Origin of the sequence: uncultured Thiodictyon sp. (assembly GCF_903828115.1) — a bacterium.
Classification (GTDB): domain Bacteria; phylum Pseudomonadota; class Gammaproteobacteria; order Chromatiales; family Chromatiaceae; genus Thiodictyon.
Genome location: NZ_CAIKKU010000761.1, coordinates 1 through 8,068, shown reverse-complemented (window position 1 = coordinate 8,068; position 8,068 = coordinate 1). Strand labels below are relative to the sequence as shown.

Below are 8,068 nucleotides of genomic sequence, written 5' to 3'. Positions count from 1 at the left end.
TAATCGTGGTCGGATTATTCGATTACGACAACGACAACGACAACGACAGCGTACCCGGGATCTCGGTCACCACATCAGTTCTGATTGCACCCGCATTGCCTGTCCCTTCGGACGGGACGGGGCATGTTTCTCCGGCCCGTCTGGTCGGACCCCGAGTCAATCCGCCCGGATCGGCGCGACCTTGAAGACCTCTTCCATGCTGGTCACCCCGCGGGCGGCCTTGAAGGCGCCGCTGATGCGCAGGGGCCGCAGGCCCTTCTGGTAGGCCATCCGGCGCAACGGCGTCTCGTCGAAGGCCGGGGTGATGAGGTCACGGATCTCGGCGTCCAGGGTCAGGATCTCGTAGAGGCCGATGCGCCCATAATAGCCGGTGTTGCGGCACTCCAGACACCCCTTGGGCTGCCACAGGGTGCCCGGGGGGCTGAGCTTCCAGGGATTGATCAGCGATTCCCACAGGTCCAGGTCGGCCGGGACCTCCTGTTTGCAGTGCGGACAGAGGGTGCGCACCAGCCGCTGCGCGACCACGCCGATGACGGTCGCCTTGATCAGGTAGTGCGGCACGCCGATGTCCAGGAGGCGGGTGATGGCCGACGGGGCGTCGTTGGTGTGCAGGGTGGACAGGACCAGGTGCCCGGTGAGCGACGCCTGGACCGCCATCTCCGCGGTCTCCCGGTCGCGGACCTCGCCGACCATGATGATGTCCGGGTCCTGGCGCATCAGGGTGCGGATGCCGCTGGCGAAATCCAGCCCGATGTTGTGCTGCACCTGCATCTGGTTGAAGGCGGGCTCCACCATCTCGATGGGCTCCTCCACGGTGCAGACATTGACCTGCGGGGTGGACAGGGTCTTCAGGGTGGAATACAGGGTGGTGGTCTTGCCGGAGCCGGTCGGGCCGGTCACCAGGATGATGCCGTGGGGCCGCCCGACCATCGCCTGCCAGCGCTTGGCGTCTTCCTCGCCGAAGCCGAGATCCGCGAAGTTGCGCAGCAGCACGTCCGGGTTGAAGATGCGCATCACCAGTTTCTCGCCGAAGGCGGTGGGCATGGTGGACAGACGCATCTCCAGCTCCCGGCCGTCCTCGGAGCGGGTCTTGATGCGCCCGTCCTGGGGGCGGCGCTTCTCGGCCACGTCCATGCGCCCCAGGATCTTGATCCGGCTGGTGATGGCGGTCATCACCAGGGCCGGGACCTGATAGACCGGGTGCATGACTCCATCGATGCGGAAACGGATGTTGCCGACCTCGCGCCGCGGCTCCAGGTGAATGTCGCTGGCCCGCTGGTCGAAGGCGTACTGGAGCAGCCAGTCGACGATGTGCACGATGTGGCTGTCGTTGGCGTCGATCTGCCCCGACTTGCCCAGCTCCACCAGGGCCTCGAGGTTGCCCAGTCCGACGAAGCGCCGGGTCCCGTCGGTGACGTTCGCCCCCTTGACCGAGTTGGAGACGCCGAAGAACTCCTTGCGGTAGCGCTCGATGTCCCGGGGGTTGGCGACCACCCGCACGATCTCGCGCTTGATGATCCCGCCCAGTTCCTCGATCCAGCCGGTGAGATAGGGCTCGGAGGTGGCGAAGACCGCCCGCACCGGGGAGATGGACACCGGCAGGATGCGGTTCCAGGTCGCATAGGAGGCGGTGACCAGGTCACCCACGTTGGGGGCGTCGATCTTCAGTGGATCGATGCGCAGGTACTCAAGCCCGGTGCGCTGGGCGAGCCAGAGGGTCAGCTCTTCCAGGGTGATGATGCGCTTGGAGTTGGCGTGGTGGAGCTTGGCGTCGGCCACCAGTTCCAGTGCGTGGTGGTCCGCCCGGTCCTTGGGGGTGACACTGAACAGCACGGTCTGGGCGCTCGCGGGCACGATGATGCCGTCGGCGACCAGGTCATCCAACACCTCCTCGACACTCAGGCGATGGTCGGGACGACTCTCGATCTGTTTCGCTGACGCCACGTTCGATTCCTCCCGGCGGGATGGGACCCGCGACGCTGTAGAATACATGGCTTGCGGTGAACCAGGGTGGTGCAATCCGCCCAGCGGACGGACCCGGCGGTCGCGGCGGTTGCCGTAGCGCGTCCCGTGCATCGCAGTTTGCAAGTCCCGCACCACCGATTGCAACGCCTTCGCTCAGCCGGGCAGCGCCGCCACCGCCCCCGGGGCCTGTGGCTTGCGGGCGGATGGCGCAACGGTCCCGTAATGGCGACGAACGGCGCCCCTGGATGCTGGCACGCCGAGTGCTAAGCTTTTAGGCAAGGGTCCCCCACCCCGGGGGCCGGGAGCAGCAAGATGTACACCCAGTCACTACAACTCATTATCGCCGTGGTCCAACCCCAGCAACAGGAGCGCTCACGCCGTCGGCAGGGCGCCCTGACCGAATTGTCACTGCGCGACGAAAACGTCCTCTTCGAGCACACTCGGGGCATCAGCCGGAATAATGACCGCCAGGGTTTCGCGCCCGGTTTCCGACTCAGCGCGACCGGTGAGTTGGCCGCCTCCCGGTACGCCGACGGCTCCCCGGCACCGGTCCATGTCCTGGACGGGCTGCCGGAAGACTGGATCGCCGCCCGCGATGACGCCGGGCACGTCACCAGCACCAGGCCGGGGCTGGTCAGCGGCTTCATCCGCGACGGACGCTTCTACACCCGTGAGGAGGCCGCTCGGGCCGCCGCCCACTAGCTTGCGGCCAATTCAAGCCCCGAAGGGGCGTGACATACCAGCCCAGGGCGACGCCCTGGGATTACGCACAGCAACCGGTCAGCCCTGAAAGGGCGTGACATCGTCGGCGCTTTCTCCGTGGATCATTTTGTCACGCCCTTTCAGGGCTGAGTGAAAATTGAACTGTCTTCCCAGGGCGCTGCCCTGGGCTGGTATGTATGACCCCGTTGGGGTCACCCCGGAAGTTGCAGGTGGAAGCGAATCCTAGCCCGGCAATGCCTTACCCGGATTGAGTATCCCCGTCGGGTCCAGCGCCCGTTTGATGGCGGCCATCACCGCCAGGGTGGGGGCGTCGAGCTCCCGGTCCACGAAGTCGCGCTTCTCCAGCCCCACCCCGTGCTCCCCCGAGAGGGTCCCGCCGAGCCCCAGGGTCAGGGAGAAGACCGCATCCAGACAGGCGTGGGCGCGTGCCATCTCCGCCGGGTCGTCGGGATTCATCAGCAGGTTGACATGGATGTTGCCGTTGCCGGCATGGCCGAAGTTGACGATGCGGATGCCGGTCTCCCGCGCCAGGCGCGCCAACCCATCGATGAACTCCGCCAGGCGCGAGACCGGTACCACCAGGTCCTCGTTGATCTTTTTTGGGGCCACCTGGCGCAGCGCCGGTGACAGGGCGCGGCGCGTGCGCCACAACGCCTCGACCTCGGCCGCATCCCGCGCGTGGCGGACCTCCAGCAGGCCCTCGTTGCGGGCGGCGGCGGCCAGGGCCGCCGCCGCGTCCTCGATCCCGGCGCGGGCACCGTCCACCTCGATCATCAGCAGGGCGCCGGTCGCCGCCGGTACGTCGACCGCCGCGTAGCCCCGCACCATGGCAATGGCGGCGGCGTCCATGAACTCCAGGGCGCAGGGCGTGACCGGCTGGGCCATGAGGGCGGCGACCGCCGCCGCCGCGCTCTGGATGTCCCGGTAGGCGGCGCGCAGCGTCCGGGTCGCCTCCGGGAGCGGGGTCAGCCGCAGGGTCGCCTGGGTGATCAGGGCGAGCGTCCCCTCGGAACCGATGATGAGCCGGGTCAGGTCATAGCCCACCACCCCCTTGGTGGTCAGGACGCCGGTGCGGATCGGCTCCCCGCGCCCGGTGACGGCCGTCAGGCCCAGGGTATTCTCGCGCGGGGTACCGTATTTGACCGCCCGGGGCCCGGCCGAGTTGTAGGCCAGGTTGCCGCCGATGGTGCAGACCGCGGCACTGGTCGGGTCCGGCGGCCAGAACAGGCCCGCGGCGCCGGCCGCCCGCTGCAGATCGGCATTGACCACCCCGGGCTCACAGATCGCCAGCCGGTCGCCGGGGGCGATGCGCAGGATGCGATTCATGCGCTCGAAGGAGAGCACCACCCCGCCCCGGTCCGGCACCGTCGCCCCGGTGGTGCCGGTGCCCCGGCCGCGGGCGATCAGCGGCAGACCTTGCGCCGCGCACAGGCGCACCAGGGCGGCGACCTGTCCGGTATCCGCGGCGAAGACCACCGCCTGGGGCAGGGCCTGACGGCGGCTGTTGTCGTAGCCATAGGGCCAGCAGTCCGCCGGATCGGTGAGCAGCCGGCCCGGCCCGGCAATGGCGGCCAGGTCGGCGCGCAGCGCGGGGCTCACGTCAGGTCTTGGGTTCCTGGTATTCAAAGAGCTTCACCACCTGCACGACCCCCGGTACATAACGGACCTGCTCCACGGCCGCGTCCCCCTCCGCGACCGAGACCAGACCCAGCAGATAGACCACGCCGTTCTCGGTGACCACCGTGACCCGGGTGGGGTCGAAATCGGGGACCTCGACCTTGAAGAGTACGAGTTTCGCCCGCGAGGTCAAGAGGACATCCTCGCTCTTGCGCGCAAAATCGATATCCGGTCCGATGGTCACCTCGTTGACGACCTTCCTCACCTTGGGCAGCCGGCTCACCACCCCGCCCGCCAGGGCCACCTCCGCCTCGCTGCGCACCTGACCGGTGAGGAGCACCAGATAGTTGTAGCTGGTGACCGACACCCGCCCGCGCCCCTTGAGCCCAGGCTCGTCAGCCAACGCGGCGGTGGCGACGAAGTCGATCTGCTGGTCGTCGATGAAGGCGGTGTAGTCGCGCCGGTCATGGGCCGCCGCGGCGCCCACCGCGACCCCGCCGACCAGGAGCGGGACGCAGCCGCCGAGCACGGGGACGACCCCGGCCAACAGGAGCGCCGCCATGGTTCGCGGCCATCGCGGTGGCCGCACTGTCTTTCGATCACTCAAAGCGGTTCCGCCTCTGGGGAGTTTGGGCACCGGTTGCTGACAACCGGTGCAAGGGGCTGATAATAAATGGACACGATGACCAGCCAACGGCGCCCAGGCTCGCCGCGGTGTAGCGTCCGTAGGGTCCGCTGTGCGGACCGCACGCGGCGGGTCGGCGCAAGGGACAGGGCGCCCGCTCAAAAGGCCGCATCGAAGGCATTCTTGAACCACTGGATGCGGTCTTGGGCGCCGATCGCCACCACATCGAAACGGCAGGCCAGGCCGCTCGGGTGCGCCTGGAGGTAATGCCCGGCGGCGGCGCAGAGACGCCGTTGTTTGTGATAGTCCACGCTCAGTTCGGCGCCGCCGAAGCGGGTGCCGGCGCGGTAGCGGACTTCCACGAAGACCAGGTTCTCACCCTCCTGCATGATGAGGTCGATCTCGCCGAAGCGACAGCGATGATTGCGCTTGATCAGGCGCAATCCCTGGCCCCTGAGCCAGTCGGCGGCGAGCCGTTCCTTGTCGGCGCCGACCGCGGTCGGGGACGGCGCGCCTGGGCGCCCCGGGTCCTTCACCCGCCCCGGGACACCGGTTCCGGCCGCGGGCGGCTGGGCTCGGGCTTGGCCAGCGGCTTGACGGCAGCGGCTGGGGCCGGGGCCGTTTCGGCAGGCTTTGCCGGCGCGGCCTCAGCGCCGGCCTTGGCCGGGGGCGGCGCCGCGGCCGCCGCGATGGCGGTCACCGGTTTGGGACCGCCCGCGGTGAACTGGGCCAGCATCAGTTGGCGCTGGACCCGGCCTTGCGCGTCGATCGACAGGGTACCGGTCACACCCGGGAAGGTGGCGCCCGCGTCCTTCATCAGGGCCGCCAGCCGCGGGGTCAGCCGGTAGGCATCGATCCCCATGGCGAAGAGCCGCAAACCAAGCGGGTTGGCCAGCGCGGCACTCTTCTTGAGCTTGGCGCGGGCCAGCGGATCATCCGCCGCCCCTACCCCCAACACCCAGGGGGCATCGACGAAATAGAGCCCCGCCAGGGACTTGTCACGCGCCGCGTCCGCCGCCCCCGAGTAGACCGCGGAGGTGGCGACCACCGGGAGCGCGACCGCCGCCGTGCGCACGGCGGGGTAGACCTGGCGCGCCTGCTCCCCATCGGCCGCCAGGAACAGGAAGTCGGCCTTGCCCTTGCCGAGGAGCGCGCGGACCGCCGCGGCCGGGTCCGCCGCGGCCGGGTCGAAACCGGTCTCCCCGACCAGGGTGCCGCCGAGCCTCTGCCATTGTCGGCGGAAGGCGTCGGCGCGCCGCTGGCCGGCATCACCCTGGGGGATCAGCATGAGGGCGCGGGTGAGACCCTGGGCCTTCGCCTTCGTGGCCACCTCCACCGCCTCGGTCTCCGGGGCCAGGGCAAACTGGTAGAGGTTGCCCGCGGCCTTGCCGGGCTTGGTCGCCTGATTCAGGGCGAGGGTGGGCACCTTCAGGGCCGGACCGCTCGCCAGGATGTCTACGGCGGGTTTGAGCAGCGGCCCGATCACCTGGGTCGCCCCCCCGGTGACGGCCTTCTTATGGGCATCCGCGATCTGGTTCGGCTGGTCGCTCGCGATGAAGGTCAGGGTCGGCTTGGCGGCGGTGTCGTCCGCCGCATTGGCCGCCCGCAGGCCCTCGCGGACCGCGTTGGCCGCATCCGCGACCGGACCCCCGGTGGGCAGGATCACCGCCACCTTGTCGCCGCTCGCATAGCCGCCGCGCGGGCTCGGCTGGCCCGCGAGGAAGCCGGCGCAGCCGCCCACGAGCAGGGTCGCGCCCAGGACGCCGATGAGCGCCGACACGCGGCACCGCGCAAGCACGGAATTGGGAAGGGCGGGGGCGCGGTCTTGGTGCATGATAGAGGTTCCGTTGCAGACGTCGGGGGACGGTCAGTTGGAAGAGAGACGCGGCGTACTATACGTGGTGGCAACACCCATCGGCAATCTTGGCGACCTGAGCGAACGCGCCCGTAAGACGCTGACGGACGTGGACCTGATCGCCGCCGAGGACACCCGCCAGACCCGGCACCTGCTCGAGCACTGCGCGATCAACACCCGGCTCACCGCCTACCACGACCACAACGAGGCCAGGGCCGCCGCCGGCCTGATCGAAACCCTGGAGTCCGGGCGCAGCGTCGCGCTGGTCTGCGACGCCGGCACCCCCCTGATCAGCGACCCGGGCTACGACCTGGTCGCCGCCGCCCGCGCCAAGGGGCTGTCCGTGGTCCCGATCCCCGGGGCCAACGCCGCCATCTGCGCCCTGTCCGCGGCGGGCCTGCCCAGCGACCGCTTTCTGTTCCTGGGCTTCCCGCCCCGCACCAGTGCCGCGCGCCGCGCCTGGACGCAGACCTTCGCGCGCGAGCCCGGGACCCTGGTGTTCTACGAGAGCGGCCGCCGCGCCGCCGCGACCCTCACCGACCTGGCGGCCGTGCTCGGGGAGACCCGCCGCGCCGTGGTCGCCCGCGAACTGACCAAACGCTTCGAGACCTTCCTCTTCGGCACCGCCCGCGAACTGGCCGACCGCCTGGAGACGGACGCCGAACAGCGCCTGGGCGAGTTGGTCATCCTGGTCGAGGGCTGGCAGGACCCCGGCGGCGCCGACCAGGCGGAGCAGGAGCGCGTCCTGCGCATCCTCGCCGCCGACCTGCCGCTGCGCCAGGCGGCCGGGCTCACCGCTCGTTTGACCGGGGGGCGCAAGAACGACCTGTATCGGATGGGGCTCGATCTGGGGCTGGGGGCGGGGGAGCGGGACCCCTGAGGCCCCGGGTGCCGTCCTGACCGGCGGCGGAGCGAAAGCTCGCGGCTTCCTGCCGGCTGAGCGTTTCCATCCTTGGTCGCAATGGTGCTAACTGTGGAGAATGACCATGACCGGGTTTGCGAGCGGATACTGCGCCAGGCCGGCGCTAAGTGACTGCTGGCGACATCGCTCTGCGGTGTCACCCCTGTGGCAGTCGGCGTGTGACCGGAGTTCCCGCGCCGCTGGCGCTGCCCCGGCGCCGCTCGGCGGCGCAGTTCGTCGCCGCCACTCGCCGCCAAGCCCTCCGGGCGCACAGCGGCCAACACAAATCCTAGCCTGGATGATCATCATCCCGGTCATCCCGCCGGACGCGAGGTCGCTGGTCCGCACAGCGGACCCTACGGGCGCGGAGCCTTCCCGTAGG

8 protein-coding genes are annotated in these 8,068 nt (G+C 69.7%); 3 read left to right on the top strand and 5 right to left on the bottom strand.

Features of this window, described 5'->3' with window-relative positions:
• Positions 1 to 185 (top strand): hypothetical protein (locus QZY48_RS28000; RefSeq protein WP_295436931.1); only part of this gene is annotated, 185 nt, incomplete at its 5' end.
• Here the strand turns inward: QZY48_RS28000 and QZY48_RS27995 are convergent.
• Positions 157 to 1,944: a GspE/PulE family protein gene (locus QZY48_RS27995; protein WP_295436929.1), complete on the bottom strand. Its 1,788-nt coding sequence runs from the start codon at positions 1,942 to 1,944 to the stop codon at positions 157 to 159. The two genes, QZY48_RS28000 and QZY48_RS27995, sit on opposite strands and share 29 nt — an antisense overlap.
• A 333-nt stretch (positions 1,945 to 2,277) precedes the next feature.
• Between QZY48_RS27995 and QZY48_RS27990 the strand changes: the two genes are divergently transcribed.
• Positions 2,278 to 2,667 (top strand): hypothetical protein, encoded by a 390-nt coding sequence (locus tag QZY48_RS27990; RefSeq protein WP_295436927.1) that lies wholly within the window; start codon positions 2,278 to 2,280, stop codon positions 2,665 to 2,667.
• 243 nt (positions 2,668 to 2,910) lie between these two features.
• Here the strand turns inward: QZY48_RS27990 and QZY48_RS27985 are convergent, their stop codons facing one another.
• From QZY48_RS27985 to QZY48_RS27970, 4 genes are all read right to left on the bottom strand, one after another.
• On the bottom strand, positions 2,911 to 4,287 hold the full coding sequence (locus tag QZY48_RS27985) for an FAD-linked oxidase C-terminal domain-containing protein (RefSeq protein ID WP_295436926.1): 1,377 nt from the start codon (positions 4,285 to 4,287) through the stop codon (positions 2,911 to 2,913).
• Position 4,288: 1 nt separating this feature from the next.
• Positions 4,289 to 4,867: a BON domain-containing protein gene (locus QZY48_RS27980; RefSeq protein WP_295436923.1), complete on the bottom strand. Its 579-nt coding sequence runs from the start codon at positions 4,865 to 4,867 to the stop codon at positions 4,289 to 4,291.
• Between the two features lie 221 nt (positions 4,868 to 5,088).
• A complete protein-coding gene (locus QZY48_RS27975) occupies positions 5,089 to 5,466 on the bottom strand; it encodes a YraN family protein (RefSeq protein WP_295436922.1) in 378 nt (125 codons plus the stop codon).
• The gene (locus tag QZY48_RS27970; protein ID WP_295436921.1) at positions 5,463 to 6,764 is read right to left on the bottom strand and encodes a penicillin-binding protein activator; all 1,302 of its coding nucleotides are present in this window, start codon (positions 6,762 to 6,764) and stop codon (positions 5,463 to 5,465) included. The genes QZY48_RS27975 and QZY48_RS27970 overlap by 4 nt, the downstream gene beginning before the upstream one ends.
• On the opposite strand from QZY48_RS27970, the gene rsmI reads away from it, so the two are divergent.
• A complete protein-coding gene (gene rsmI / locus QZY48_RS27965; protein WP_366929799.1) occupies positions 6,763 to 7,665 on the top strand; it encodes a 16S rRNA (cytidine(1402)-2'-O)-methyltransferase in 903 nt (300 codons plus the stop codon). The two genes, QZY48_RS27970 and rsmI, sit on opposite strands and share 2 nt — an antisense overlap.
• Positions 7,666 to 8,068 lie beyond the last annotated feature (403 nt).